This window comes from Lactobacillus sp. LL6 (assembly GCF_007570935.1).
Taxonomy (GTDB): Bacteria; Bacillota; Bacilli; order Lactobacillales; family Lactobacillaceae; genus Lactobacillus.
In genome coordinates this window covers 642,062-666,796 of the sequence record NZ_VLLR01000001.1, presented here as the reverse complement: position 1 = coordinate 666,796, position 24,735 = coordinate 642,062, and the positions used below count along the sequence as shown (strand labels likewise).

The window sequence follows — 24,735 nt, the reverse complement described above, 5'->3', positions numbered from 1 at the left end:
ATTCACTAAAAAAACAGCTTACTAATGTAAGCTGCTAATTAAATTTAATACATTGTACTTGCAGAAGTTTCCATAAATTACCTCCTCTCTTCACTAACATCCCTACCATCAATCCATTGATTACTACCAAGATTATAAAATTTATGCCCGCTCACGCTGCTTACTGCAAAATAATTCCACTTGCTATTTGCTCGTAAACTTCTATCTAAATTCTTATCTCCCAATGGATCACGCCACAATGATGCAGAACGTGTTAAAAATATTTTCCCTTGTTCACTATATGGCGCATCCCTATTTATAGCTGTAACATCAACTTCACTAAGCCAGCCATTATTAAAGCCATACTTTAGTTTACCATTTTGCAAAGTTAGCTTATCTACTTTTACTAAACTTCCTTTTGGCAAAATTTGATAACTATCTTTCACAATTGCAAAAGGTTTCTCAACTTTCATTACAGCATCAATTGCATGCACTGGTAATACTGTTTTTTGCCACATAACATTTTTCAATCGTTCAGGAAAATCCGTAATTAAGCCAGTAACTCCGTGTGCTATCATCTTTTGCATAATAGATGATTTTTCAACGCCCCATAAGATATAACCTTTATCATGCTTTCTTAAATATTCTGCCGCATTTTTATCATAAAAACCATTTGAAAAATATTGATTGTTGCTAATATCGTGATAATCTCCACCAAGCTGAGTTCTAGGAATGTTTGGTGCAAGTTTGGCTAACTTTTTAAGCGAACTTAGTGAAAACGATTCAAATAAAATTCTATTTTCTAAACCATTTTGCTTAATTAACTTAACTAGAACTTGTTCCATTCCAATTTGACCGTCTTTTGTTTCAATCATGAACTTGATTTTATCAGGTTTATAACGAGTAAATACTTCTTGAAGTGAATGAAGTGATTCACCAGCTCGATTTTTTACATTTCGGAGATCCTGAAAGTTGCTCTTTTCAATATTTTGATCTATTCCAAAAACTCGTCCCAAATTATTATCATGACTAACTACCAAAACATTGTCATGCGTTTTTTGTAAATCAAGCTCCAAATAATCCGCTCCATTAATAACTGCATGATCATACGCTTGAAAGCTATGTTCAGTATAGCGTCCTAATCCATTATCACCGCGATGGGCAATATTAGTAAAACCAAACAAAAATGGCAATACTAATATAAAAGACATTTTTTTAATTATTTTCATTATTCTATCCCTAATAAAAAATGAGGATTTACATCCCCATTTTTTATATAAATCAATTCTTTGTATAACTACTTAGCAGGACCTTGAAAAAGTTCCCCATGAGATCCTAATCTTACTAGCCTAATAGTTGGATTAGTCTTATGAGGCAAATAAAGTACCAGCACATCTACTTTACCATCACTTAAATGCAATTCATAATGACCGTTATAATTTCCACCCCAATTATTCAAAATGTGTGGATGATAACTGGCTTCTACGGTTCCTTTATTACGTAATTGTTCTAAGACATTTTTTAAATCAGGCTTTAATTCTGGATGTTCTTTTTTAAATTTTTTATAGTCAATTTTAAATTGTGAGTCATAAGTTAAAATATACATTAATCTTCTTTATCTAATGATTCAATTAAATCATCTATATTATCAAAGCGAGGAGAATTATCCAGAATTAAACCTTCTGCTTTTGCCTCAGCTTCTAACATAGCCTTTCTAGTAGTTTCATTAGGAATATCAGGTTCTGTCAATATTTCAAACGGAACCTTTTTTTGAATAACAAGTTGCTTGGCAGCTAAAGTAAAATATGCATTAATACTTAAACCGGTAGCTTTTAATTGCTTACTTAGTTGTTTTTTTAGATTATCATCTAATCGAATCGTTGTAGTACTCATTTTTATCAGCTCCTTTGTATGTCATTATAACATACAATAGATATACAAACAAAAAATGAGGATTTACATCCTCAAATTTTTATTCAACAACGATAACTTTCTTTGCTAACTTCTTAGCAAGCTTCTTGTTGATTCTTTTATTTTTATTCTTCTTGATAGCTTTTTTACTAGCTTTCTTCAAATGCTTTTTTTGACCATTCTTATTCTTCTTAGATTTAATGCAGTCAAACTTAACATACTCATTCTCACCAACTTGGTAGAACTTTTCTCCATTAATAATTACAACCTTACCTTTATTCCAAGCACCTAAAGTTTTCCCTTTTTTAAAGAAAATGTAACGTTGGTTATTAACTGCAAAGTCACCATTTTGGTCATAAATGAAGCCACCACGCTTCATAGTAACATTTACTATATCGCCAGTATTTTGTTTAGTTACTACACTTTGTTCAGTAACCGCTTTTTGAACATCAGCCTTAACAATAGTTGTACTTGAAAATACTGGAGCGAGTGCTAAAAGTGCAACTGCAATTGCTCCAAATTTGATATTTTTCTTCATTTTCAAACAACTCCTCTCACTTATTTTCTCTAAGAATATTATATTATTTTTTATCTTCTTATCCAAACTATTTTATTGTTTTTATTTCTTCTCCACTTAATTCACGATATTCACCTAGAGGCAAATTACCAAGAATTAAATTTCCCATTGAAATTCTATGAAGTTCAACCACTTTCATCCCGCAAGCACCAAACATTCTCTTAATTTGATGATATTTTCCTTCTTGAATTTTAATTTCAATTTCTGAACTATCGTTTACTTTATCTTGACTTAAAACTTTTAATTTAGCAGGCTTTAATTGAGTGCCATCTCCCAATGTCATCCCTTGTGCAAAAATTCTTATAGTTTCTTCATCTGCTACTCCTGCAATTTTAGCTTGGTAAACCTTATCAACATGCTTATTAGGAGCTAAGAGCTCATGATTAAGCTGACCATTATTAGTTAATAAAAGTAGTCCTGTCGTATCTTTATCAAGTCGACCTACTGGTGCTAAATTTTGATAACGATCTTCAGGTCTAAGCAAACTAATTACAGTTCGCTGACTTCGATCTTCTGTCGCAGATAGGACCCCTTTAGGCTTATTAAGTAAAAAATAATGATACTTTTGATAAGTGACTACATCTTCTCCTACCATCACTTCATCAGTATCTGCTACTTTTTGCTTTGGTGTTTTAACAATTTCTCCATTAATAGTTACGATTCCTTGTTTAATCAACTTATGAACATCTTTACGCGAACCAACATTCATATTGGCTAAATATTTATCAATTCTCATACTACGTTCCTATTTTAATCTAAGAAAAAAGCGCTAGGTTTTTTCCTAGCGTTTTTATTTTACAATAAATCTGCGTCTTCTTGAGCCTTATCATCTAAGAACTTTTGATTTGGATAAATTGGCATTACTTCAATACCATCAAGAGCTCTTTGAATAAGACCATCAACATCAAGACGGGCTTCGTATTCACGTGCCTTATCAAGCTTTGGTTTAGTCTTTGGACGAGGTGGCGCAAAAATTGTACAACAATCTTCAAATGGTTCAATTGAAAGATCAAAAGTACCAATTTCTTGAGCGCGTTCAATAATTTCAGTTTTATCCATTGTAGCAACAGGGCGAAGAACTGGTGTTGTAGTTACATCGTTAATTGCAACCATAGATTCCAAAGTTTGGGACGCAACTTGACCAACTGACTCACCATTAAAGATTGCTAGTCCACCACGTTTTTGACGAATAAGATCAGCTAAACGAAGCATAAAACGACGTTGAATAGTCATTAAGTAGCCCTCTGGCAATTTTTCTTTAATAGTTTCTTGAATTTCTGCAAATGGAACAGCAATAAAGTTAATCTTACCAGAATAGTTTGCTAAAATTCCTGTGAGTTCCTTTGCCTTAGCCAAAGCCTTATCACTGGTATAAGGTGGACTAAAGAAGTGAACCATTTCAATATCAACACCGCGCTTAAGTGCGAGGTATGAAGCAACCGGTGAGTCAATACCACCAGATAACATCATAACTGCCTTTCCAGCAGTACCAACTGGCATCCCTCCCACACCATGAAGCAACTGATTAGAAATGTAAACCGCATCTTGACGAACTTCAATTCTCAATACTAAGTCCGGATGTTTCATTTCAGCTTCTAAGTTTTCCATATTATCAAATAAGTAATCCCCAACCATTCTATTTAATTGGTTAGTATCATATTCAAACTTATGGTCACTGCGCTTAGTATTTACTTTGAAAGTCATTCCATCTTCAAATGTGTCTTGCATCAATTCTAAAGATGTTTTTTCAATATCTTCTAATGTTTTTGGTACTTTAATAGCAGGTGAGTAAGTCTGAATACCAAAAACTTTCTTTAAACGCTTATCAATTTCTTCAAAAGGTGCGCCATTAAGAACAATATGCATTCTATCATGACGTGGATGAATTTCAACTTCTGGAAAATCTTTCAAGACTTTAGTAACATTTCCTGCTAAACGTCCAATAAAGTCCTTTCGATTCTTACCTTTAGTTGACAATTCACCATAGCGAATCATAACTTCTGTGTATTTAACCATTAATTTTCTCCTAAGTGATTAATTTTTGCAAAGTGCTTATAAATCTTATCAAATACTTCGATAAACTTATCTGCCTCTTCCATTGTATTACTTTCATCAAAGCTAAGACGAATTGCACTTGTTGCAATTTTATCATCAACTTTCATAGCAACTAATGTACTTGCTTCATCGGCAGTCTTAGAAGCACAAGCCGAAGTAGTTGATACAAAAATATCTTGCTCTTCTAAAGTATGAACTAAAGTTTCGCCACGAATTCCTTCTAATGCAAAACATAAAATATGTGGTGCAAAACCATCAATTGGTGAAAAGATATGAATCCCAGGCTTATCTTTTAGATAATCAGTAATTTTTTGCTTGATTGCTAATTCTCTTTTTGCTTTTTCAGGTTCATCTTCTAAAAGAAGACGAACTGCTTTTGCCATGCCTGCAATAGCTGGTAAGTTTTCAGTTCCTGAACGAAGACCTTTTTCCTGTCCCCCACCATCATGAAGTGGTGTTAACATTTTACCCTCTTTTTTGTAAAGAATACCGATTCCACGTGGTGCATGGAATTTATGAGCTGAGAGACTAGATAAGTCAACTCGTGGCGTAAAAACTTGCTCCCAAATATTCTTGCCAAGTGCCTGAACATTATCAACATGGAATTGAACAGTTGGATAATTTTCTAATAAGTCACTAATTTCTTCAATAGGTTGGATAGTACCAATTTCATTATTAACACCCATAATTGAAACCAGTGTAGTATCTGAATCAAGAGCATTACGCAAGTCATTGACATTAACTCGACCCTTTTTATCAACAGGAAGACGAGTTACGCGATAGCCTAAGTTTTCTAAAGCTGTAAAAGAATTAGCAACAGAAGCATGTTCAACACTAGAAGTAATAATATGCTTACCAAATTCTCGCTTTTGAATGGCTGTACCTTTAATGGCAGTATTATTAGACTCAGTACCTCCAGAAGTGAAGAAAATTTCATGCTGCTTTACGCCCAATAATTCTGCAATTTGCTTACGTGAAGCTTCAAGCAACTGGTGTGACCGATCACCCAACTTATGCAAACTAGATGGATTGCCCCAGATGTCAGTAGCTACTTTATTATAAGTTGCTAAAACTTCCGGATTAATCTGTGTTGTTGCACTATTATCAAAATATATCACGATACATTAACCCCTTTAAAAAAACGGTCAGATTGACCGTTTAACAATACTTACTAATTGTAACTAGAAATTGCTCTAATTTCAATCTTTTAAGCTTCGTTTTCTTTATGATTTTTTTCAGAGTAATATGAATTTTCTAGACGTTGATACGAACCTGGCTCTACTTTTTCAATAGCAGTGGCAATAATATCTAAAGCACCTTTATAATCATAATCTTGTTGATAAAATCTAAGTGCTTTTTCTTGTGCTCGCTTAATTGATTCTTGTTTTGCATATTTATTTGAATATTGCATAGTAAGTTCAACCAAGTTAGCAGAATTAATAATATCATCGGCCTCACGCTTTAAACGTTCAACATCATCTGAAATTTGAATTAATTCGTCAGAAATTCTTTCCATATTAATTCTTACCCGACTAAGTTCCTCACTTACATGTCCAATTTCATTAACCACTAGAGTATACATTTGAACAAATGATTCGGGATTACCTGGTAAATTACGCCGTTCAAGTCTGCGATAGACTAAAGATACTTCTTGTTTAAATTGAGCAATTGAATCATTAGCAACGTTTTCTGATTCATACAACCCATCAACATCTTGTGACATCTTCTTTTGTTCTGCATCAATCTCACGTAATCTATCGAGCATTGCCAACCATGAATCTTGAATTTCTGAATAGACCCCTTTACCATCAGTGATCTTTTGAATTTCCTCGGTATATTTACGGCTCATATCATTAACTTCTTTTTCAAGTTTCTGACTTTCTTCTAGTTCGCCATGAGTTAATTCATAACTTTCATCAATATGGTTGAGCTTTTCAACAAGCTTTTTAGAAGCAACTTGTTGATGAGTAATAAGCGAAAGCATTTTATCACGATTTTCTTCCACAAATGGACGTGCTTTATATTCTTTTTCTAAAACAGTATAAAGACCATCAATCTGTTTAGAAATTTCTTGATTCTTTTTGATTAATTCTTCAATTTTTAAACCAGCTAACAAATTACGAGCTGCATCAATCTCAACATGAATCTTCTTAATTTCATCAAAAATATTGATTTCAGTAATATAATATTTTTCTGAAATCATATTTTTATAAGTATTTGATAACTCACGCAACTGATCTTGAAAGACAGATTCAATTTGATGATGACCTTCTCGCAGTTTAGGTAATTCATCCTGCAAGTTTTTTAAATCATTGCGAATCTTTGATAATACGCGTTTTGCCTCAACATGGTCTCCTTGAGAAGATAAATTTTTAGCTTGATCAAAATCATTATCCATACTGGAAAGTTCATTTTCAACTTCTTCAAGTGAGACACCATAATCAAATGAATCTGCCAAAACCATTTTTCTAATCTCACGATAATTTTTAATAAGTGCATCATATTGCACCTGGTTTTCACGATTAGATTCAAGTAGTTCTGTAAAGACTTCCTTTGTATTTTTGGCATCTTCATAAACTTGCTTAATAATTTCTTGTGCCCTCTTAATGTTTTTACGAGCCTTAAACAAACGATAGCTGGTATTTTGATCTGCAGCCTCTTCTACTAAATGACGTGCTTCAGGAAGTTTAATTGTTGAATTTTCCTGATAACTCTTGCGCCATGTGTTCAGTGTAGTTAAGCTTTCACCGGCTAAATCCATTTTGTCTAAACGGTCTATATCGCGTTCTAGATGCATCTTTTCAATTTTTTCGATTACTTTATCTAGTATTTCGATTTGATGCAGCTGTTTACGATTCATAATTAACATGAAGGCAACGACGACGATAATTAAAATAATAACTGAAATAATAATTAGAGTTTCAACTGATGACATGCTTTTCCTCCAAAACTAAGTCAATTATACCAAAACAACATAAAAAGCGGGATAAAAGATGCGCTTTTTCTTGATTTATTCTTCTAAGCTCTATATAATTGAGTTCGTGTAAAATATTTGCAGCAATAAGTGACAAGAACGTCAACATCTTGATACGCTTTTTCCAGTGAATGAGTAACCCACGCTGCAACGGGCGAAAATGAAAATTAAGATGCACGAATGTTGAACTTATTTGTAATATTTTACTCCAAAAATTATTATTTAGATTTTATTGGAGGATATTTTTTATGTCAAGATATACAGGTCCAAGTTGGAAGCGTTCAAGAAGATTAGGTATCTCACTTTCAGGTACTGGCAAGGAACTTGCTCGTCGTAACTACGCTCCAGGTCAACACGGTCCTAACCAACGTGGTCGTTTGTCAGAATACGGTGAACAATTACACGAAAAGCAAAAGCTTCGTTGGATGTACGGTTTGAACGAACGTCAATTTAGAACCATGTTTGCACGTGCTGGTAAGATTCGTGAAGGCGAACACGGTACTAACTTCATGATTTTACTTGAACGTCGTTTGGACAACATCGTTTACCGTTTAGGTTTGGCTACTACTCGTCGTCAAGCTCGTCAATTGGTAAACCATGGTCACATCACTGTTGATGGCAAGCGTGTTGACATTCCTTCATACGAAGTTTCAGTAGGCCAAGTTATTGGTTTGAAGGATAAGTCAAAGAACTTACAAGAAGTTAAGGATGCTTTGGAAGCAGTTACTGCTCGTCCAGCATACGTATCTTTCGATGACAACAAGATGGAAGGTACTCTTGTACGTTTACCAGAACGTGACGAAATGAACCCAGAAATCAACGAAGCACTCGTTGTTGAATGGTACAACAAGTTACTTTAATTTCTTGTTTCATTTCAAAAAACCTTTCCCGTGTTTGGGAAAGGTTTTTTTATTATAGAAAGTAAGGTTTTATCTTATGACAGAAGATTTAAACGATAGACTTAAACAATCATCTTTAGGAGCAGGTCCTCAAACTAAACCAGATGAAAGACGCCGATATTTAGGGTCTTTAAGAGAACGAGTTCTTGTTAGAATGAATAATACCGAAATTCATAATGCTGACTTGGATAAATTGTTTTTAGAACATATCAATGATTACAAAGGTTACACAGTTTTAATCAACGGAAACATTGATGATGATGCTTTTTTAGGAAAAGTTGAATCAGCATGTAGTAAAAATAATATTCCATTTACTTTAGTAAATAATGAAACTGCCAAAACTGGTCCTGAAGATACTGCAATTTTAGTAGTCTCTAAAAATGCTATCAATAAAATGCGAGTTGAAATCGGTCAAGTTTATCCTCCTGAGATGCCAAAAACAGAATTAGCAGCTCCAGAAAAAAAGCATGACTTTTTTCATCATCTATTTCATGGAGATAAGTAAATGCAACCATTAGCTTATCGAATGCGTCCACAAAATTTAAACCAAGTTGTTGGACAAGAGCATCTAATCGGTAGAGGAAAAATAATCCGACGAATGGTAGAAGCTCGCCTGCTCTCCTCTATGATTTTATATGGACCTCCAGGTATTGGAAAAACAAGCATCGCTAGTGCTATTGCCGGTTCTACTAAATATGCTTTTAGGAAACTTAACGCTGCTACCGATGGTAAAAAGCAACTGCAACAGGTAGCTGAAGAAGGAAAAATGAGTGGCACGGTAATTTTGCTGCTAGATGAAATACACCGTTTAGATAAAACTAAACAAGATTTTCTTTTGCCACTACTAGAATCGGGACAGATTATTTTAATTGGTGCTACCACAGAAAATCCATATATTTCTATTTCTCCTGCAATTCGTTCAAGATGTCAGATTTTTGAACTTAAACCTCTCTCTGACAAAGATGCCTCAATTGCAATTGATCGCGCATTAAAAGATGAAGAAAACGGCTTAGGGAAATATCATGCTGCTATCAGTGATGATGCAAAGCAACTTTTAATTGATAAAGGAAATGGTGATTTACGTTCCACCTTAAATGGTCTAGAACTTGCAGTTTTATCTACTAAACAAGAACTCATAGATAAAAATATCGACTCCTCAAGTTTCACCATTACTCAAGAAGAAATGGCTAATTCAATTCAAATGAAAAATCAAAACTTCGATGCAGATGGTGACAGCCACTACGATTTAGTTTCTGCTTTTCAAAAATCTATTCGTGGTTCTGATACTGATGCTGCCCTTCACTATTTAGCTAGGTTGGTAGAGTCTGGTGACTTAATCTCTATCTGTCGCAGACTCACAGTAATTGCTTATGAAGACATTGGCTTAGCTAATCCAGCGGCTGCCCAACATGCTTTTATTGCTATTCAAGCTGCACAGACGCTCGGTTTCCCTGAAGCTCGAATTCCCTTAGCTAATGCTGTAATTGAATTATGTTTATCCCCAAAAAGCAATAGCGCAATTACTGCCATTGACTCAGCTTTAAATGATATCCATAATAAAAAATTGGGAGAAATTCCTAATAATTTAAAAGACGCTCATTACTCAGGTGCTAAGAAATTAGGTAGAGGTCTTGATTATATTTATCCTCATGATTATCCGGGCGACTGGGTTGCTCAGCAATATTTACCAGATAATTTAATGGGTAAACAATATTTCACACCTAAAGGTAATTCAAAAATTGAAAAAGCTCTCAAAAAGCAATACGAGATTTTACGGAAAATGCAATTTGAAAAGCTCAATGATTGACAATTAAGTTGAGATTGCGTATTATAATAAGTGATCTGAGTTGATCGACAAGCTTAAATGTATAAAGTTGACCGATCAAACTATAAGACGTGGGAGTTAGTGAATAACTACCGAATCGGAATACTGGCATTTTTGTCCAGGATCCATATTCGCTGCGACATTAACTCAAATTTTGAACATTGCGGGTTCAACAAGCGTCATTATGCTATGTTTGGTCAACTCGGATTTCTTTTGAATTTTAGCGAGAACGACCTTTACAAAGGTCGTTCTTTTTATGTTTGGAGTTAAAAATTAATGGCTATTAAGATTGTAATGGGAATCTTTATTATTGTCCTTGCTCTTACCTCTTGGTATATGTGGCATAGAAGGAATGGTCACTTCATTATTTATGATGTTGGCGGAAATCCTCGTTTAGGTAGTATTTTAAAGTGGACTTCTATAGCATTAATGCTCGAAGCCATTTTAGGAGTATTTATTCTATTTTTGGCAAACAAATATATGAATTTAATCACCTTATTACTGGGTTCAATAACTATTTTGATATTTAGTTTATCAATTAATCAAAAGGATTAATATTTTTGCCTTAAATTTGGTAAAATAAACACTAGAAAGAGGTGCAGAAAATGCTTACACAATATCAACATATTCAAGTTTCAGTAGACGGATCTAAAGAATCTGACTTAGCTTTCAGCAAAGCTGCTGCAATTGCTAAGCGTAACGGAGCTACCCTTGAAATTTTACATGTTATTGATACTCGCTCATTCCAAAACGTTTCAAGTTTTGATTCAGCAATGGTTGAGCAAGTTTCAGAAGATGCAAAAAAGAGAATGGAAGACTACAAGAGCCGTGCAATTAAAGCCGGAATCAAAAATGTCGACTATCATATTGAATTTGGTTCTCCTAAAACTATCATTGCCATGGACTTCCCTAAGAAACATGACATTGACTTAATTGTAGTTGGGGCAACTGGTCTTAATGCTGTTGAACGATTATTGATTGGTAGTGTTACCGAATATGTAACACGTACTGCTAGATGCGATGTACTCGTTTGTCGCAGCAAAGAAATTCAAGATGCTCTTAGTGAATAATACATATAAAAAACCTTCAGAAGTTCTAAGCGATTAACCACTTAAAACCTGAAGGTTTTTTATTATCTAAAAGTCGCCAGCCGTACTGAACATATAATCTTTATTATGAAATTTCATTGATAAAATCATACCTATACCAATCATATTTCCAATTAAGGCAGAACCACCTTGAGAAATGAATGGTAAAGGAATACCAGTAAGGGGCAAAAGATCAATACTCATACCAATATTTTCAAATACATGGAATAAGATCATCATAATTACTCCAGTTGAAATATATGAGTAAAATGCATTACGAGTATCAAACGATATTTTTACCATTTGAATAATTAAATACAAATAAATTAAAATTACAGCAACACTTCCAACAAAACCAAAGGTTTCACCAATTACGGAGTACACCATGTCAGAACCACGAACGGGAACATAAACACTGATTTTGCCAAAACCATTACCAAAAATCTGTCCAGATCCAATTGCTTGCATACTTTGCCATAACTGATAGGCACTAGAACCAGTATCAGTGGCAGGACTCAGCCAGGAATCAATTCGCGCAAATTGGTACGCTTGGAAAAAGTGACTTAAAAATGCTCTACCACCGGCAGTAACAACCATCGTAATGACTAATGCACCTAATACGATAACCGTACCATAAAGTGGAATGATTATTTTCCAGCTTATTCCAGATACTAAGATAACTCCCCCTACAATAGCAAAGAATACTAACATAGTACCAAAGTCATTTTGTAATTTTAATAAAATGGCAACAGGTGCAAGCCAAGCTATAATTTTACCAATAAGTAACCAGTCAGACTTAATAGTATGACCATATTTTTCATTATGATCCTTTACTACTCTAGCTAGCATTAAGATAAATGCCGGCTTCATAATTTCAGACGGTTGAAAAGTTAATGGTCCCAACTTGAACCAGCTTTTAGCACCAGTATCTGCAGCAACACTTCGATTATAAAGGAATAAAACTGCTATTAGTAAAATTATTCCAATCCCATAAATATATGGTGCTATTCGAAAAAGTTGCTCCGCATCGAACTGCATTACAAAAATAACAATTGCAATTGAGATTAAGTACCACAACCCTTGCATAATAACTGCTCTGGTTGGAGTACCTATATGACTAGTATCATTAGTTGCTGCAACATAAATTGCATATAGTCCTATCAGTGCAAGTGCAATAACTGGAAAAACAATATTCCAAGCTATTCTATCAATTAGACTTGTTTTATTTTGTACTTCTACCATTAAATAATCACTGCTTTATTTTTTACTTTTCGTGTAAAGTAAAGTATGAAAGTAAGTCATTAATAGAACTTTCTAAGCTCTTAGCAAATAAAACATTGCTAGTCTTAGTAGTAGTGGCGCGGTAACGACCTTCTACTTTTTCAATTAAACCAATTGACTTCTTATTAGGGATAACAACTTCCCAAGTTGGAAGGCTCTTACCCTTAAGTTCATTTACTTCAACATCGATATTAACTAATTTTTTTGACATAATTCCTCCTACTTGCTATCTGAGTGAAATTTTTCCGCAATTATTGGATCTTCATAACGCTCAGGATGCGGATTTCGAAAAATAGTAAATTTATCAGGAACCGGATCTACTCCGCCTCGTACAAACGGATTACACCGTAAAATACGACAAATTCCCATAATTAATCCTAATATTGGACCATGCTTTTTTAATGCATCAATCATATACGTCGAACAAGTTGGGTAATATCGGCAACTGTCTGGCAGTACCGGCGAAATAACAGTTTGATAAATTTTAACTAAAAAGATCAAAACCTTACGCAAGTAATCCCCTCACTTTAATGACGCTCATGCTTTTCAATATTTTTAAGCAAAGTTCCTGTACCAAGTGCAACAGCTTCCAAAGGATGGTCAGCTGTTAATACTGGAACTTGTAAATGATAAGAAATGAGTTTATCAATATTTTTAAGCATTGCACCACCACCGGTTAACATGATTCCGCGATCAATAATATCTGCAGATAATTCCGGTGGAGTTGTTTCAAGAACTTCTTTTGCAGCTGCAACAATATCGAGCAAGCCACTTTCTAAAGCTTTTTGAATTTCTGGTGCTGTAACAGTAGTCTGCTTAGGTAATCCATCAACAACATCACGTCCTCGAACAGTTATTGACGCATTCTCATCAGGTTCAAAAGCACTACCAATTTCAATTTTAATTTGTTCAGCAGTACGAGAACCAATTAGCAAGTTATGTTTATTCTTAATATAAGAAATAACTGCTTGATTCATCTTATCCCCTGCATAACGCAATGATTGACTAGTTACAATTTCACCCATTGATAAAATGGCAACATCTGTAGTACCACCACCAATATCAATAACCATGTTACCTTGAGGTTTAAAAATATCAAGACCAGCACCAACTGCTGCAACCTTAGGTTCAAAGTCCAAATAGACTTTTCCGCCGCCTGATTTTTCAGCAGCTTGAATAATTGCTTTCTGCTCAATTGAAGTAATGCCAGTAGGTGCACAAATCAAAATATTTGGTTTTGACATAAATCCCTTAACATTCAATTTTTGAATGAAATATGAAAGCATCGCTTCTGTAATATCAAAATCAGCAATTACCCCATTTTTCAATGGACGAATAACTCTTATATTACCAGGAGTTCTTCCTACCATTTCATAAGCTTCTGATCCAACTGCAACCACTTTATTAGTTGATGTGTTAACAGCTACAACAGAAGGTTCATTTAATACAATACCTTTTCCAGAGACATTGATAAGCACATTTGCTGTCCCTAAATCTATTCCTATATTTCGTGCCACAATAACCCTCCATGTATATTTCATCGTCCATTTTACCATAAATGACGAAAAGATGCCCTTAGTATTATATACTTTACTAAGTTTTAAAAGAAATTACTTAATTGCATTGATGTATCAATTAAGGTAACAAAAAATTGTCCTACTAAAAATCCTAATCCAATTGCCATAAATAGTATTAAAACTTGTGCTTCAAAAGTACGACCTTTACGAATAAATTTTTCAACCTGTAATGATTTCATTGCCTGAAATGAAAAACCAATAGTAATTAAATAAATAATAATACTAATTACTGCATGAATACCTAATTGAACCATAAATTTCTCCTTAAAAAAAGACAGACGCACTAAATGCGTCCGTCTTAAATATAGGCTTAATTATTTAGAATTATAAACATTAATTCTGTTAGTAGCCCGTCTAAGCGCAACTTGAGCTCTCTCAAGTGAACGTTCATCATGCTTTTCACGAGCTTCTTTAAGATGCTTTTCAGCACGTTCTTTAGCTGCTTGAGCACGAGAAACATCAATGTTTCTAGCACGTTCTGCACTATCAGCAATAATTGTAGCGGTATTATTAGAAAACTCCATATAACCACCATTAACAGCAATGTGATCAACTCTATTGTTCATTTCACGGCTGCGCTTAACTCTAACATCACCAATTGCAAGAGGAGTTAGAATTGGCACGTGACCATACATAATTGAACGCTGACCATCAATTGCACGCATATCAATAATGCTTGTGCGATGAGAATAGATCAAGCCATCAGGAGTTACAACATTTACTGTAAAAAGCTTTTCTGGATCTGCCATATGACATCACCCTACTTTTCTAGCAATGCTTTAGCTTCTGGATCATTTGGAGTAACGCCCATTTCTTGTGCCTTCTTCAAAACATCAGTAATTGGGCCTACACCACGAAAGGCATCTTCTGGAAGATCATCAAGATGACCATCCAAGATAAGCTTAAAGCCTGCAATAGTATCCTTAATTGGAACGTATGAACCTGGAACACCAGTAAATTGTTCAGCAACAAAGAAGTTTTGTGATAAGAAGAATTGAACTTTACGAGCACGAGCTACGATAAGTTTTTCTTCATCAGATAATTCATCCATACCCAAAACAGAAATAATATCTTGTAATTCATGGTAACGTTGCAAAACGTGTTGTACACGAGTAGCAGTTTCATAGTGATCTTTACCAACTACTTCAGGGTCAAGCGCACTTGAACTAGATTCAAGTGGATCAACAGCTGGATAAATACCCTGCTCAACCAAACTACGTTCCAAGTTAGTAGTGGCATCAAGGTGAGCAAAAGTAGTAGCTGGAGCTGGGTCAGTATAGTCATCGGCTGGAACATAAACGGCTTGAATTGAAGTAATTGAACCCTTCTTAGTTGAAGTAATTCTTTCTTGCAATTGACCCATTTCTGTTGCTAAAGTTGGTTGATAACCAACAGCACTAGGCATACGACCAAGCAAAGCTGAAACTTCTGAACCGGCCTGAGTGAAACGGAAGATGTTATCAATAAAGAGCAATACATCTTGTCCTTCAACATCTCTAAAGTATTCAGCAAGAGTCAAACCAGTTAAAGCTACACGCATTCTGGCACCAGGTGGCTCGTTCATCTGACCAAATACCATGGCAGTTTTACTCAAAACACCTGAAGCCTTCATTTCAAAGTAAAGGTCATTACCTTCACGAGTTCTTTCACCAACACCAGTAAATACAGAAATACCACCGTGTTCTTGGGCAATATTGTGAATTAACTCTTGAATAATGGTAGTCTTACCAACACCGGCACCACCAAACAAACCAACTTTACCACCACGGACATAAGGTTCAAGTAAGTCAATAACCTTAATCCCTGTTTCAAGAATTTCACGACTAGTAGTTAATTCATCGTATTTAGGTGCTTGTTTGTGGATACCTTCACGTGGATGATCCTTTGGAAATTCTGGTCCATTATCAATTGGCTGACCTAAAACGTTAAACACACGTCCTAAAGTATCTTCACCAACTGGAACAGAAATTGGACCACCAGTATCTTCGACTTTCATTCCGCGTCGAAGACCATCGGTAGATTCCATTGAGATGGTTCTAAGTACACCATCACCAAGTTCAAGTGTAACTTCAAGTGTAATTGTTTCATCTTTAGACTTAATAACGTTTAAAGCATTATTAATATCAGGTAGTTCCTTGTTCAATGGGAATTTAACGTCGACAACTGGGCCGACTACTTGAACGATTTCACCTTCACTCAAAACATCTACCTCCTTCTTTTATCTATTCTAAGGCATTAGCACCACCGATAATTTCAGTAATTTCAGTAGTGATTTGTGCCTGTCTTGCACGGTTTAATTTAGTAGTTAAATTCGATACCAAATCTTTTGCATTGTCAGTCGCACTTTGCATAGCTGTCATTGAACTTGCGTGTTCGGCAGTTTTTGCATCCAGAATTGCACCATAAATAGTTGAACGTGCATATTGTGGTAAAAGTGATGTCAATACAGTATTGATATCTGGTTTAATATCATATTCTAATTCTTGATGTGCTTCAGCTTCCTTTACGCCGATATCTAAATCAACGATTGGGAGCATTTTTTCAACTCTAAATGCAGATGAAAGCGAGTTAACATGATGAGTGTAGCAAACATATAATTCATCATAAACGCCATTCATATACATCTTTATAGCAGTTGAAACAATTGGTAAAACTTCTGCAAAAGTTGGAACATCCGTAATATTGTCATTTTCATACACAACATTTAAATTATTCTTTTTAAAAAATTGTGCCCCAACTGAACCAACAGCTAAAATTTTAACATCTTTATTTTCAGCTTTTGAATCTTCAAAAAGTCCCATCATATTCTTAATTACTGAACTATTGTAAGAACCCACTAAGCCACGATTACCAGTAATCACTAAGTAACCAGTTGATTTGATATTCTTACGGGTTTGAATTAAGTCAGATGTAATACCTAATCCAAAAACATTGGCATAATCAAGTTTAGCAATATTCTTTTCATCAACAGTTGCATTTTCTTCACGTAAGTGGTCAACTACTTGAGAACTTACAATGCGAGATAATGTTTCACGAATATGATCATTGTAAACTGAGTAACCTTTATCATGTTTTTCAGTTTGGTTCAATTTAGATGCAGAAACCATTCTCATGGCTTCAGTAATTTTACCAGTTTGATTAACTGAAGCAATCTTTTTCTTCAACTCAAGTAGAGATGCAGGCATATAATTACCTCCTAATTCTTACTTGGTGAAAAACTATCATTAAATTCTTCAATAGCAGCTTGCAACTTCTTTTCATCTGGTAATTCACCAGTCTTACGAATATGTTCAAGCAAGTCTGCGTGACTACTATCAAAATTGTCGTAAATTTCTTGTTCATAACGAGAAATATCTTCGACTGGAATTGAATCAAGATAGCCGTGAGTTAATGCATAAAGAATCAACACTTGCTTTTCAACTGGAATTGGATCATGAAGTGGCTGCTTCAAAACTTCAACAGTTCTACGACCACGATTCAATTTAGCTTGAGTAGCTTGATCCAAATCACTACCAAATTGTGCAAAGCTTTCAAGTTCACGATATGCAGCAAGGTCAGTACGCAAAGTACCAGCTACCTTCTTCATCGCCTTGATCTGGGCACTACCACCAACACGAGAAACTGAGTTACCCGCATCAATGGCTGGACGAGTTCCAGCAAAGAATAAATCACTTTGTAAGAAAATCTGCCCATCAGTAATTGAAATAACGTTAGTTGGAATATATGCAGAAATGTCTCCAGCTTCAGTTTGGATAAATGGCAATGCAGTCATTGATCCACCGCCCAACTTGTCGTTAAGCTTAGCACTACGTTCAAGCAAACGTGAGTGTAAGTAGAACACGTCACCTGGGTAAGCTTCACGACCAGGCGGACGACGGAGAAGCAAGGAAAGTTCACGATAAGCAACGGCCTGCTTAGATAGGTCATCAAATACGATTAATACATCCTTGCCATTGTACATAAATTCTTCACCCATTGCGGTACCAGCATATGGTGCAATATAAAGCATTGGTGCTGGTTCACTTGGGCCGGCTTCAACTACAATAGTATAATCCATTGCACCGAAGCGCTTTAAAGTTTCAACTTGAGTTCTAACGGTTGATTCTTTTTGACCAATAGAAACGTAAATACAAATTACGTCTTTACCCTTTTGGTTCAAAATGGTATCAATTGCTAAACTAGTTTTACCAGTTTTACGGTCACCGATAATCAATTCACGCTGACCTTTACCAATTGGAACTAAAGCATCGATAGCCTTAATACCAGTTTGAAGTGGTTGATCAACAGACTGACGGTCCATAACACCCGGAGCCTTTGTTTCAATTGGACGAGTCTTATCAGTTTTAATTTCACCTAAACCATCAACAGGTTGACCTAAAGGGTTAACAACTCTACCGATTAGTGCGTCACCGACTGGAACTTCCATGATTCGACCAGTTCTCTTAACCCGGTCACCTTCACGAATATCGTCAAAAGTACCTAAAATAATGATACCTACATCATTTGATTCTAGGTTTTGGGCGATACCGTAAGAGCCATTGTCGAACTCTAACAATTCGTTAGAAAGCGCATTGTCTAATCCGTGAGCACGGGCGATACCATCACCTACGTAAGTTACAACACCAACTTCATCAATGTTGAGCTTATCGTCATAATGTTCAAGTTGTTGCTTGATCAAAGAGCTAATTTCTTCCGCTTTAATGCTCAATGGTTTCACCTCTTTTAATTTTCATCAACTAATTGCGCACGGATCTTGTTCAGCTTAGTTTTAACTGAACCATCGATCACGAGATCCTTAACTTGAAGGATCACGCCGCCTAAAATACTTGGATCAACTTGATTCTCAAGACGCACAGCCTTTAGGTTATACTTCTTAGCAAAGCTTTCACCTAAACGCTTAAGTTGATTATCATCTAGTTTAACTGCAGTAGTTGCCTTTCCAGATGCAATCGACTTCTCATTATCATAAAGGTTATTAAAGTAATCAATAATACCAATTAAATCGCCAAAACGATTGTAATCAAGTAATAAGTTAAGAAAAGATTGAACTTCATTTGAAAAATCTTTTTCAATTTCAGCTAGAATTTTCTTTTTATCATCTTTATTGAGTACAGGATTACTTAAAACTCCAATAATTGCAGGATTTTCTTCAACTGCTTTTTTAAGTGCTTGAAGTTCTTCATGCGCAGAGTCTAAAACCTTCATATCTTGCACATAGCCAAACAGTGCTACGCCGTAGCGTGCAGCAATTTCTTCTCTACTTAAAGCCATTAATCATTCAGCCCCTTAATAAATTGGTCGACTAAATCTTTTTGATCTTCAGCAGATAAATTCTTAGCAATAACTTTTTCAGCGATTGCTACAGAAATGTCCGCAACTTGACCACGAGCATCATCTAGAGCTTCAGCTTTTGCTTTTTTAGCTTCGGCTTCAGCTTTTTTACGAATAGATGCAGCATCGTCATTAGCATTAGCTACAATTTCTTTGCTAGTTTTTTGTGCATTTTCTTTTGCGTCAGAGAGAATTTGAGTTGCCTCTTGTCTTGAATTCTTAAGTGCAGCTTCACGTTCATTGGCTAAAGTTTCAGCCTTTTTACGGTTAGCTTCAGCAGAATCCAAATCATCAATAACTTTTTGCCGCCGCTTTTCCATCATATCGGAGACAGGTCCCCAAGCGTAATGCTTAACTAAAAGCATTAAGATGGCAAAAACAACAAGATACCAGATAGCATTACCTAGGTAAATATGATGTGAGGCTGCAAATAATGTTTGAAATGTCATTTACTGCCCTTCCCTCTTTTTATCCTAATTTATTTTTATTTTCAAAAATTAAAGGAAAAGAATCAAGAAGGCTACAACGATAGCCAAAATTGGAACGGCTTCAATCAAACCAACACCAATAAACATAGTTGCTCTTAAGTTGCCGGCACTTTCAGGTTGACGAGCCATACTTTCGATGGTCTTTGAAATAACCTTACCGTTACCGAAGGATGCAGCTAAGGCTGCTAAACCAGCTGCGATTGATGCAGCGAGATATTTATAAGCTTCTGACATAAATAAACCTCCAAAAAATTATTCTTTGGTAACCTTCTTACCAATGTACACCATTGACAAAGTTACAAATACATATGCCTGGATAGAGCCAATGAAGACAGAGAACCCTTGCCAAATCATAGCCAATGGAGCTGCTAAAATCATAGTTGATATACCAAAGCTTTGAGCTAATCTACCACCAATCAAAGTTAGCAAAACTTCACCAGCATAAATATTCCCATATAAACGAAGTGCCAATGTTAAGAAATTGGTAAACTCTTCAATCACATTGATTGGAAGTAAGAATCCAACCGGTGCAGTATAATTTTTTAAATACCCACCTACTCCAAACTTTTGTACTCCAAATGAGAAAGATAGAAGCAGAGTCATCATTGCAAATGACATTGTTACTACCGGATCAGCAGTTGGTGACTTAACGACCATAAATTCATCGACTTGAACTTCCATGAACATTCCCAATTGGTTCATAAACCAAATAAAGAGAAATAGAACAAAAGCATAAAGCGATAAGTGCTTTTGAGCATCTACATCTTCAACGTTATCCCGGACAATTCCGTTAGTAAAGTCCAATAGATACTCTAGCACATTTTGCTTTTTGTTAGGTTTGAGTTCTACTTTACGTGAAAGCCAGATACAAACGAATAATACTGCTAATGCCATCAAGGTTGAACCTATAACGCCTGTCATATCAAAGTTCAATCCTAAAAAATTGATAACAAATGATTTCTCCATTACTTCGTGACCTCCCTTCTCGTGCTGAATAAACTCGAACACGCTTATTATCTTAACACCAAAATTTGTCTTTGTGAAAATTGTAAGCGCATTTAAAATATTATTTTTTTACGAATGGGTAACTATTTTGTACCAAATAGTCTGTCACCAGCATCTCCCAAGCCTGGGAAAATGTAACCATTGTCAAGCAATTTTTCGTCTTCTGCAGCTGCGTAAATATCAACATCTGGATGTGCTTCTTGAACTGCCTTAATTCCTTCCGGAGCAGCTACCAAAACAGCAAGCTTAATGTCTTTTACACCACGCTTTTTAAGAGCGTCAATTGCCATGTTTGCACTACCACCAGTGGCAAGCATTGGGTCAACAATTAAACATTCACGTTCTGCAACATCTTGTGGCATCTTACAGAAATATTCATGAGGAATTAATGTTTCTTCATCACGATACATTCCAATAACACCAACTTTTGCAGACGGAATCATTTCTAAAACACCATTAACCATTCCCATACCCGCACGTAAAATTGGCACAATAGTCAATTTTTTGCCGGCAATTTCTTTTTGAGTGGTCTTACCAACTGGTGTTTCAATTTCAACATCTTGAAGTGGTAAATCTCGAGTGATTTCATAAGTCATCAAACCACCAATTTCACCAACAATTCTACGAAATTCGTTAGAACCAGTTTCCTTGCGACGAATAATTGTCAATTTGTGTTGAATCAATGGGTGATCCAAAACTACAAACTTTCCCATTTGTGTTTGCCTCCTGTATAAACTAAAGTAATGTCACAACTTATTTTATCAAAAAAGACAAGGGTTTAAACCCCTTGTCTTAATTTTTTTAATTAAAATGATGTCCACCAGCAGCTTTATTCAATCTATTCATATACGCAAGGCTTTCTTGACCCTGATTAAACCCTTGAACAAAAATACGGTCAATATTATTTTTATCATCAAAATAACGCAATCCACCAAACAAATTATGATCTGCATCAACCAAATTTTTACCTAGACTAAATTTATTTTCTTCAGGTAAATCAATTTCTTCTAAAATTGAATCTAGTGCCATTACGCCCATATCTTTCTCAAAATCAATTTTTGAAAAATCATCACTATTATCTACTACTACAACTGGAGCACTCGGAGCATAATGACGATATTTCATCCCAGGAGCCTTAGGAATTTCTTTATCAGAAACTTTTCCGGTATTAATTAATACTTCTTCTCCTAATACTTCACTCAATTCTTCAGGAGTAATTTCACCAGGACGCAAAACAATTGGCGTATCTACAGATAAATCAATAATTGTGGATTCAAGTCCTACGCGAGTTTCCCCACCATCAATAATACCAGCAATTTTTCCTTTTAAATCATGATAGACATGTTCTGCTGTAGTAGGACTGGGTTTGGTTGAAGTATTGGCAGATGGGCCTACGATTGGATAACCTAGTTTTTCAATTAAATCATGAGTCAACTTGTGATCTGGACAGCGAAAAGCAACTGTATCAAGACCTCCTGTTACAGCTTCTGGCAAAGCATTTGGTTTTACATAAAGCAAAATTGTCAAAGGGCCAGGCCAAAAATGCTTAATAAGTTTTTTAGCACGTTCTGGAACACTTTTTGCATACTTTTCAATCATCTTTTCATTAGATACTGTAACGATTAACGGATTATCACTAGGACGGCCTTTAGCAGCATAAACTCCCTTCACAGCGCGTTCATTTGTGGCAATTGCCCCTAATCCATATACAGTTTCAGTTGGAAAAGCTACCAACTCTCCTTGACTGAGTAATTTTACTGCATCATCTAATTGATCTTCTGTAAAAATTTTGGTATCCATTATTTTTGCCACCTTCCATATACCATGCGGGGCTTACCGGCCATATCATTCTTGAATTTAATATCGAAATCTGGCAATTCATGTGCAAAAAGATCTGCCAATTCTTCTTTTTCACTAAAACCATATTCCAAGAAAAATTCACCATGACTATTCAAATGCTCACGCACTTGTTTAGCAAACCTTTTATAAAATTCAAGACCATCTTCTCCACCAAATAAGGCTTCTTTAGGTTCGTTTTGAAGGACATTTTGATCCATTACGCTAGTTTCACTTTTTTTAATGTATGGGGGATTAGAAACTATTTTGTCAAATTTCCCTAATCCAACTAAAACATTAGCCTTTCTAACAGTTGCGTCAACTTCATAAGTTAAAAAGTTTTCTTCAGCAATTCTTAACGCACTATCTGTAATATCTGAAGCATAGAAATTAAGATTTTTTATATTCTTTTTTTCTGCTTCTTTTGCTAAGGCAACAGTGATGCAACCGCTACCGGTTCCCAAGTCAAGAATAGTTTCATTATCGTTTAAATTTTCTAACGTCCATTCAACTAATTCCTCAGTTTCAAAACGAGGAATCAAAACCCCGCGCTGAACCATAATTTTATAACCCAAAAACCAAGCATAGCCCAAAATATATTGCGGAGAAACTCCTTTTGCAAGTTTTTTAATATCTTTTTGAGCTTGTTTAATTTGACTATCCTCTAATACCATATCCTGCTTTAATTCAAACTCACTAGGAGTTAAATCTAACCTCTCAGACAAAAGATAATCAATATCTTCTGGACGCGCATTAGTAGCAATTTCTCCAGCTAAAGTTCTAATCTCTTTTAAAGTTTTAGGCATTTTGGTCAGCAAGCTCCTCTAATTGCTTAGTTTGGTTGTAAAGAATAAGAGCATCAATAATTTCACCAAGCTCACCATTCATTACACGATCAAGCTTATTAATAGTTAAACCAATTCTGTGATCAGTTACACGATTTTGTGGGTAATTATAAGTTCTGATACGTTCTGAACGGTCACCTGTACCTACCGCATTTTTACGCTTTTCATCATATTGATCACGGTTTTGGCTTTCATAGTAATCATAAACACGACTCTTCAAAATTTGCATTGCTTTTTCACGGTTTTGTTGTTGACTACGTTGGTCTTGCATTGCAACTACAATTCCAGTAGGTAAGTGAGTCATTCGAACAGCACTGGAAGTTTTGTTAATGTGCTGACCACCAGCACCACTTGAACGATAAACATCAACACGAATGTCTTTTGGATCGATATCAATATCAACTTGTTCATATTCAGGCATAACAGCTACGGTAGCAGTTGAAGTATGAACACGACCTTGGGACTCAGTAACTGGGACACGTTGAACACGGTGAGCGCCATTTTCATATTTCAATTTTGAATATACTTTGTCTCCGGTAATCATTAAAGCAACACGCTTATATCCACCAACTTCAGTAGCTTCTGAATCAATAAGAGAAACTTTCCAATTTTGAGTTTCAGCATATTTTTCATACATTCTAAGAAGATCGCCAGCAAACAAGGAAGCTTCATCCCCACCGGCTGCTCCTCGAATTTCCATAATAATATCCTTATCATCATTAGGGTCTTTTGGAAGCATTAAAATTTTTATTTCGTCTTCTAATTTAACAACTTCTTCCTCTAATTCAGAGTTTTCCTCTTTAGCCATTTCAACTAAATCAGAATCACTTTCATTAGAGATGATTTCTTTATTATCTTCAATTTCTTTTTTGTCGCTCTTATATTTGTTATATTTTTGAACAACTTCACGCAAATCTGCTTCTTCTTTAGAAATTTCCATGTAGCGCTTGGTATCATTGATGACTTCTGGATCAGCCATCATTTCTTGTAATTCTTCATAGTGTGCAACTAATCCTTCAAGTTGCGCCATAACTTTATCCATCTAATTACCCCTTCTGTATTAA

The 24,735-nt window shown here is 35.3% G+C and carries 30 protein-coding genes; 5 read left to right on the top strand and 25 right to left on the bottom strand.

Annotated elements, in window-relative coordinates:
* Positions 1-77 precede the first annotated feature (77 nt).
* The 8 genes from FOD82_RS03415 to ezrA all read right to left on the bottom strand — a co-directional run bounded on the left by FOD82_RS03415 (position 78) and on the right by ezrA (position 7,457).
* A complete protein-coding gene (locus FOD82_RS03415) occupies positions 78-1,208 on the bottom strand; it encodes a glycerophosphodiester phosphodiesterase family protein (protein WP_144355091.1) in 1,131 nt (376 codons plus the stop codon).
* 68 nt (positions 1,209-1,276) lie between these two features.
* Positions 1,277-1,585 carry a type II toxin-antitoxin system YafQ family toxin gene (locus FOD82_RS03410; RefSeq protein WP_144355090.1) on the bottom strand — a complete coding sequence of 103 codons (309 nt, stop codon included), beginning with the start codon at positions 1,583-1,585 and terminating at the stop codon, positions 1,277-1,279.
* Positions 1,585-1,872, bottom strand: coding sequence for a type II toxin-antitoxin system RelB/DinJ family antitoxin (locus FOD82_RS03405; protein WP_144355089.1), 288 nt, complete (start codon positions 1,870-1,872; stop codon positions 1,585-1,587). The genes FOD82_RS03410 and FOD82_RS03405 overlap by 1 nt, the downstream gene beginning before the upstream one ends.
* Before the next feature lie 79 nt (positions 1,873-1,951).
* On the bottom strand, positions 1,952-2,428 hold the full coding sequence (locus FOD82_RS03400) for an SLAP domain-containing protein (RefSeq protein ID WP_144355088.1): 477 nt from the start codon (positions 2,426-2,428) through the stop codon (positions 1,952-1,954).
* Between the two features lie 67 nt (positions 2,429-2,495).
* A complete protein-coding gene (locus tag FOD82_RS03395) occupies positions 2,496-3,203 on the bottom strand; it encodes a pseudouridine synthase (RefSeq protein ID WP_144355087.1) in 708 nt (235 codons plus the stop codon).
* A 59-nt stretch (positions 3,204-3,262) separates the two neighbouring features.
* Positions 3,263-4,483 carry a tRNA uracil 4-sulfurtransferase ThiI gene (thiI, locus tag FOD82_RS03390; RefSeq protein ID WP_144355086.1) on the bottom strand — a complete coding sequence of 407 codons (1,221 nt, stop codon included), beginning with the start codon at positions 4,481-4,483 and terminating at the stop codon, positions 3,263-3,265.
* Complete coding sequence (locus FOD82_RS03385) at positions 4,483-5,640, bottom strand: cysteine desulfurase family protein (RefSeq protein ID WP_144355085.1); 1,158 nt, start codon at positions 5,638-5,640, stop codon at positions 4,483-4,485. Before FOD82_RS03385 ends, thiI begins: the two co-directional genes overlap by 1 nt.
* An 89-nt stretch (positions 5,641-5,729) precedes the next feature.
* The gene (gene ezrA / locus FOD82_RS03380) at positions 5,730-7,457 is read right to left on the bottom strand and encodes a septation ring formation regulator EzrA (RefSeq protein ID WP_144355084.1); all 1,728 of its coding nucleotides are present in this window, start codon (positions 7,455-7,457) and stop codon (positions 5,730-5,732) included.
* Between the two features lie 287 nt (positions 7,458-7,744).
* On the opposite strand from ezrA, the gene rpsD reads away from it, so the two are divergent.
* The 5 genes from rpsD to FOD82_RS03355 all read left to right on the top strand — a co-directional run bounded on the left by rpsD (position 7,745) and on the right by FOD82_RS03355 (position 11,290).
* Positions 7,745-8,356 (top strand): 30S ribosomal protein S4, encoded by a 612-nt coding sequence (gene rpsD / locus FOD82_RS03375; protein WP_144355083.1) that lies wholly within the window; start codon positions 7,745-7,747, stop codon positions 8,354-8,356.
* Positions 8,357-8,432: 76 nt separating this feature from the next.
* Complete coding sequence (locus tag FOD82_RS03370) at positions 8,433-8,900, top strand: YueI family protein (RefSeq protein WP_144355082.1); 468 nt, start codon at positions 8,433-8,435, stop codon at positions 8,898-8,900.
* A complete protein-coding gene (locus FOD82_RS03365; RefSeq protein WP_144355081.1) occupies positions 8,901-10,202 on the top strand; it encodes a replication-associated recombination protein A in 1,302 nt (433 codons plus the stop codon). It begins immediately after the preceding gene.
* Between the two features lie 294 nt (positions 10,203-10,496).
* Positions 10,497-10,775: a hypothetical protein gene (locus tag FOD82_RS03360; protein ID WP_144355080.1), complete on the top strand. Its 279-nt coding sequence runs from the start codon at positions 10,497-10,499 to the stop codon at positions 10,773-10,775.
* 50 nt (positions 10,776-10,825) lie between these two features.
* A complete protein-coding gene (locus FOD82_RS03355; RefSeq protein ID WP_144355079.1) occupies positions 10,826-11,290 on the top strand; it encodes a universal stress protein in 465 nt (154 codons plus the stop codon).
* A 66-nt stretch (positions 11,291-11,356) separates the two neighbouring features.
* Here the strand turns inward: FOD82_RS03355 and FOD82_RS03350 are convergent, their stop codons facing one another.
* From FOD82_RS03350 to prfA, 17 genes are all read right to left on the bottom strand, one after another.
* The gene (locus tag FOD82_RS03350; protein WP_144355078.1) at positions 11,357-12,550 is read right to left on the bottom strand and encodes an FtsW/RodA/SpoVE family cell cycle protein; all 1,194 of its coding nucleotides are present in this window, start codon (positions 12,548-12,550) and stop codon (positions 11,357-11,359) included.
* Between the two features lie 22 nt (positions 12,551-12,572).
* The gene (locus FOD82_RS03345; RefSeq protein ID WP_144355077.1) at positions 12,573-12,800 is read right to left on the bottom strand and encodes a DUF2969 domain-containing protein; all 228 of its coding nucleotides are present in this window, start codon (positions 12,798-12,800) and stop codon (positions 12,573-12,575) included.
* An 8-nt stretch (positions 12,801-12,808) separates the two neighbouring features.
* Positions 12,809-13,102, bottom strand: a complete 294-nt coding sequence (gene yidD / locus FOD82_RS03340) for a membrane protein insertion efficiency factor YidD (RefSeq protein WP_144355076.1) — start codon at positions 13,100-13,102, stop codon at positions 12,809-12,811.
* Between the two features lie 14 nt (positions 13,103-13,116).
* Positions 13,117-14,106, bottom strand: coding sequence for a rod shape-determining protein (locus tag FOD82_RS03335; protein ID WP_144355075.1), 990 nt, complete (start codon positions 14,104-14,106; stop codon positions 13,117-13,119).
* Between the two features lie 83 nt (positions 14,107-14,189).
* Positions 14,190-14,420 carry a DUF1146 family protein gene (locus tag FOD82_RS03330; RefSeq protein WP_144355074.1) on the bottom strand — a complete coding sequence of 77 codons (231 nt, stop codon included), beginning with the start codon at positions 14,418-14,420 and terminating at the stop codon, positions 14,190-14,192.
* A gap of 60 nt (positions 14,421-14,480) precedes the next feature.
* On the bottom strand, positions 14,481-14,915 hold the full coding sequence (locus tag FOD82_RS03325) for a F0F1 ATP synthase subunit epsilon (RefSeq protein WP_144355073.1): 435 nt from the start codon (positions 14,913-14,915) through the stop codon (positions 14,481-14,483).
* A gap of 11 nt (positions 14,916-14,926) precedes the next feature.
* On the bottom strand, positions 14,927-16,366 hold the full coding sequence (atpD, locus tag FOD82_RS03320) for a F0F1 ATP synthase subunit beta (protein ID WP_144355072.1): 1,440 nt from the start codon (positions 16,364-16,366) through the stop codon (positions 14,927-14,929).
* Between the two features lie 22 nt (positions 16,367-16,388).
* Positions 16,389-17,351 (bottom strand): F0F1 ATP synthase subunit gamma, encoded by a 963-nt coding sequence (locus FOD82_RS03315; protein ID WP_144355071.1) that lies wholly within the window; start codon positions 17,349-17,351, stop codon positions 16,389-16,391.
* Between the two features lie 11 nt (positions 17,352-17,362).
* The gene (atpA, locus tag FOD82_RS03310) at positions 17,363-18,874 is read right to left on the bottom strand and encodes a F0F1 ATP synthase subunit alpha (protein ID WP_144355070.1); all 1,512 of its coding nucleotides are present in this window, start codon (positions 18,872-18,874) and stop codon (positions 17,363-17,365) included.
* Between the two features lie 14 nt (positions 18,875-18,888).
* Complete coding sequence (gene atpH / locus FOD82_RS03305) at positions 18,889-19,437, bottom strand: ATP synthase F1 subunit delta (protein ID WP_144355069.1); 549 nt, start codon at positions 19,435-19,437, stop codon at positions 18,889-18,891.
* A complete protein-coding gene (atpF, locus tag FOD82_RS03300; protein WP_144355068.1) occupies positions 19,437-19,946 on the bottom strand; it encodes a F0F1 ATP synthase subunit B in 510 nt (169 codons plus the stop codon). The genes atpH and atpF overlap by 1 nt, the downstream gene beginning before the upstream one ends.
* Before the next feature lie 48 nt (positions 19,947-19,994).
* A complete protein-coding gene (gene atpE, locus FOD82_RS03295) occupies positions 19,995-20,219 on the bottom strand; it encodes a F0F1 ATP synthase subunit C (protein ID WP_144355067.1) in 225 nt (74 codons plus the stop codon).
* An 18-nt stretch (positions 20,220-20,237) separates the two neighbouring features.
* Positions 20,238-20,951 (bottom strand): F0F1 ATP synthase subunit A, encoded by a 714-nt coding sequence (gene atpB / locus FOD82_RS03290; RefSeq protein WP_144355066.1) that lies wholly within the window; start codon positions 20,949-20,951, stop codon positions 20,238-20,240.
* A gap of 122 nt (positions 20,952-21,073) precedes the next feature.
* Positions 21,074-21,703 carry a uracil phosphoribosyltransferase gene (upp, locus tag FOD82_RS03285; RefSeq protein ID WP_144355065.1) on the bottom strand — a complete coding sequence of 210 codons (630 nt, stop codon included), beginning with the start codon at positions 21,701-21,703 and terminating at the stop codon, positions 21,074-21,076.
* 88 nt (positions 21,704-21,791) lie between these two features.
* On the bottom strand, positions 21,792-22,790 hold the full coding sequence (locus tag FOD82_RS03280) for an L-threonylcarbamoyladenylate synthase (RefSeq protein ID WP_144355064.1): 999 nt from the start codon (positions 22,788-22,790) through the stop codon (positions 21,792-21,794).
* A complete protein-coding gene (gene prmC / locus FOD82_RS03275; RefSeq protein ID WP_144355063.1) occupies positions 22,790-23,632 on the bottom strand; it encodes a peptide chain release factor N(5)-glutamine methyltransferase in 843 nt (280 codons plus the stop codon). The genes FOD82_RS03280 and prmC overlap by 1 nt, the downstream gene beginning before the upstream one ends.
* Positions 23,625-24,713 carry a peptide chain release factor 1 gene (gene prfA, locus FOD82_RS03270; protein WP_144355062.1) on the bottom strand — a complete coding sequence of 363 codons (1,089 nt, stop codon included), beginning with the start codon at positions 24,711-24,713 and terminating at the stop codon, positions 23,625-23,627. The genes prmC and prfA overlap by 8 nt, the downstream gene beginning before the upstream one ends.
* Between the last annotated feature and the right edge of the window lie 22 nt (positions 24,714-24,735).

Bases quoted from the DNA above. Each gene is read 5' to 3' on its own strand.
- FOD82_RS03350 (WP_144355078.1), bottom strand. From the start codon at position 12,550: ATGGTAGAAGTACAAAATAAAACAAGTCTAATTGATAGAATAGCTTGG.
- FOD82_RS03315 (WP_144355071.1), bottom strand. From the start codon at position 17,351: ATGCCTGCATCTCTACTTGAGTTGAAGAAAAAGATTGCTTCAGTTAAT.
- FOD82_RS03415 (WP_144355091.1), bottom strand. From the start codon at position 1,208: ATGAAAATAATTAAAAAAATGTCTTTTATATTAGTATTGCCATTTTTG.
- atpH (WP_144355069.1), bottom strand. From the start codon at position 19,437: ATGGCTTTAAGTAGAGAAGAAATTGCTGCACGCTACGGCGTAGCACTG.
- prfA (WP_144355062.1), bottom strand. From the start codon at position 24,713: ATGGATAAAGTTATGGCGCAACTTGAAGGATTAGTTGCACACTATGAA.
- FOD82_RS03370 (WP_144355082.1), top strand. From the start codon at position 8,433: ATGACAGAAGATTTAAACGATAGACTTAAACAATCATCTTTAGGAGCA.
- FOD82_RS03355 (WP_144355079.1), top strand. From the start codon at position 10,826: ATGCTTACACAATATCAACATATTCAAGTTTCAGTAGACGGATCTAAA.
- ezrA (WP_144355084.1), bottom strand. From the start codon at position 7,457: ATGTCATCAGTTGAAACTCTAATTATTATTTCAGTTATTATTTTAATT.
- upp (WP_144355065.1), bottom strand. From the start codon at position 21,703: ATGGGAAAGTTTGTAGTTTTGGATCACCCATTGATTCAACACAAATTG.
- prmC (WP_144355063.1), bottom strand. From the start codon at position 23,632: ATGCCTAAAACTTTAAAAGAGATTAGAACTTTAGCTGGAGAAATTGCT.
- thiI (WP_144355086.1), bottom strand. From the start codon at position 4,483: ATGGTTAAATACACAGAAGTTATGATTCGCTATGGTGAATTGTCAACT.
- atpE (WP_144355067.1), bottom strand. From the start codon at position 20,219: ATGTCAGAAGCTTATAAATATCTCGCTGCATCAATCGCAGCTGGTTTA.
- FOD82_RS03410 (WP_144355090.1), bottom strand. From the start codon at position 1,585: ATGTATATTTTAACTTATGACTCACAATTTAAAATTGACTATAAAAAA.
- FOD82_RS03395 (WP_144355087.1), bottom strand. From the start codon at position 3,203: ATGAGAATTGATAAATATTTAGCCAATATGAATGTTGGTTCGCGTAAA.
- rpsD (WP_144355083.1), top strand. From the start codon at position 7,745: ATGTCAAGATATACAGGTCCAAGTTGGAAGCGTTCAAGAAGATTAGGT.
- FOD82_RS03405 (WP_144355089.1), bottom strand. From the start codon at position 1,872: ATGAGTACTACAACGATTCGATTAGATGATAATCTAAAAAAACAACTA.
- FOD82_RS03400 (WP_144355088.1), bottom strand. From the start codon at position 2,428: ATGAAGAAAAATATCAAATTTGGAGCAATTGCAGTTGCACTTTTAGCA.
- FOD82_RS03345 (WP_144355077.1), bottom strand. From the start codon at position 12,800: ATGTCAAAAAAATTAGTTAATATCGATGTTGAAGTAAATGAACTTAAG.
- FOD82_RS03330 (WP_144355074.1), bottom strand. From the start codon at position 14,420: ATGGTTCAATTAGGTATTCATGCAGTAATTAGTATTATTATTTATTTA.
- FOD82_RS03360 (WP_144355080.1), top strand. From the start codon at position 10,497: ATGGCTATTAAGATTGTAATGGGAATCTTTATTATTGTCCTTGCTCTT.
- FOD82_RS03280 (WP_144355064.1), bottom strand. From the start codon at position 22,790: ATGGATACCAAAATTTTTACAGAAGATCAATTAGATGATGCAGTAAAA.
- FOD82_RS03325 (WP_144355073.1), bottom strand. From the start codon at position 14,915: ATGGCAGATCCAGAAAAGCTTTTTACAGTAAATGTTGTAACTCCTGAT.
- atpF (WP_144355068.1), bottom strand. From the start codon at position 19,946: ATGACATTTCAAACATTATTTGCAGCCTCACATCATATTTACCTAGGT.
- FOD82_RS03365 (WP_144355081.1), top strand. From the start codon at position 8,901: ATGCAACCATTAGCTTATCGAATGCGTCCACAAAATTTAAACCAAGTT.
- atpB (WP_144355066.1), bottom strand. From the start codon at position 20,951: ATGGAGAAATCATTTGTTATCAATTTTTTAGGATTGAACTTTGATATG.